This is a genomic window from Streptomyces sp. NPDC029674, from assembly GCF_044903205.1.
Taxonomy (GTDB): domain Bacteria; phylum Actinomycetota; class Actinomycetes; order Streptomycetales; family Streptomycetaceae; genus Streptomyces.
This window is the reverse complement of record NZ_JBJDPY010000062.1, coordinates 1-1323: the sequence shown is the minus strand read 5'-3', so window position 1 is coordinate 1323 and position 1323 is coordinate 1. Positions and strand designations below refer to the sequence as shown.

Here is a 1323-nt window from a genome sequence, read left to right as displayed (position 1 = left end):
CGAACAGCCCGAAGTACTGGCCGTTGTTGACGTGCAGGGCGATGTCCACGTCCGTGGGCAGGGCGCGCATCGGCAGCGTCGTCGGCTCCCAGAGCCCGACGCGCGGGCGGCGGCGGGCGCGGGCGACGACCCAGATCGTGCGGGGGATCAGATGCATCGGAGGTTCCTCCTCGGGGTCACAGGACCCCCTCGGTCAGATGGTCCGGCGTGCCGAACCGGTGGGCGGTCACGGACACGGCCTGTTCGTGCAGGAACGGCAGCAGCTCCACCTCGCCGGCGCTCACCACGGGGCCGGCGTAGACCGCTACGTCGGGGGTGTCGCCGAGCGCCACGTGGAGCGCGCTCCGCGCCGCCTCGGCCGCTTCCCGGTCGCCGGTCCAGTCGGCGACGAGCCGGATCCGTGCGTCGCCGCCGCCCTCCGTCGCGGGCGGGACCAGGGACAACCGCCGTGCGCGGTCGTGGAACGCGGCGTCGTCCTCGACGACGACGTCCACCGGCGCGGCCGTGCCGGCACCCTCCGTTCGGACGGACCGGACCAGTTCCTCCACCCGGCCGCGCACGGCCTCGGCCGAGAGCCCGTCCGCGTCGGGGCCCTCCGCGGTGGGGGTCGGGCGCAGGCTCACGGTCATGGGTGCCCCGGCGCGCAGGCCGGCGGAGACGATGCGCAGCAGGTGGTCGGCGGGCCCCGAGTGCCGGCGCACGAGGACCGGGGTGGGCACGTGACGCAGCACGTTCCGCTCGGCCTCGAGCGCGGAGACGTCCGTGGCCACCCCGAACACGGTGGTCCACGCGTGGGTGTCGAGGGCGCGGGCGGTCTCGAGCCAGGACGCGCCCGCGCCGTCGGCCTCGGCCCCGGGCCGTCCCTCTGCCCCGGCCCACGTGGGCGCGTCCTCCCAGTCCACAAGGCCGTGCAGGTAGTGCGGCCCGCCGGCCTTGGTGGTGGGGCCGACGACGGAACGCTTCCAGCCGCCGAAGGGCTGGCGGCGCACGATGGCCCCGGTGATGCCGCGGTTCACGTAGAGGTTGCCGGCGCGCACGCCGCGCAGCCACACGTCGATCTCCTCCCGGTCCAGCGAGTGCAGCCCGGAGGTGAGGCCGTAGTCCACGGCGTTCACGATCCCGATGGCCTCCTCGAGCGTCTCGGCCGTCATCACGGACAGCACGGGGCCGAAGTACTCGGTGAGGTGGGCGTCGGCGCCGGGGCGGACGCCGGAGCGGATGCCCGGGCTCCACAGGCGACCCGTCTCGTCCAGCTGCCGCGGGCGCAGGGCCCACCGCTCCCCCGGGCCGAGCTCGGTGAGCCCGCGGCGCAGCTTCTCGCCG

At 75.7% G+C, this 1323-nt stretch carries 1 protein-coding gene; it reads right to left on the bottom strand.

Going from position 1 to position 1323, the window contains the following annotated elements; translation table 11 throughout:
* Positions 1 to 176: 176 nt before the first annotated feature.
* The coding region (locus tag ACI2L3_RS40360; protein WP_404757452.1) for an aldehyde dehydrogenase family protein at positions 177 to 1323 on the bottom strand (1147 nt) is incomplete at its 5' end.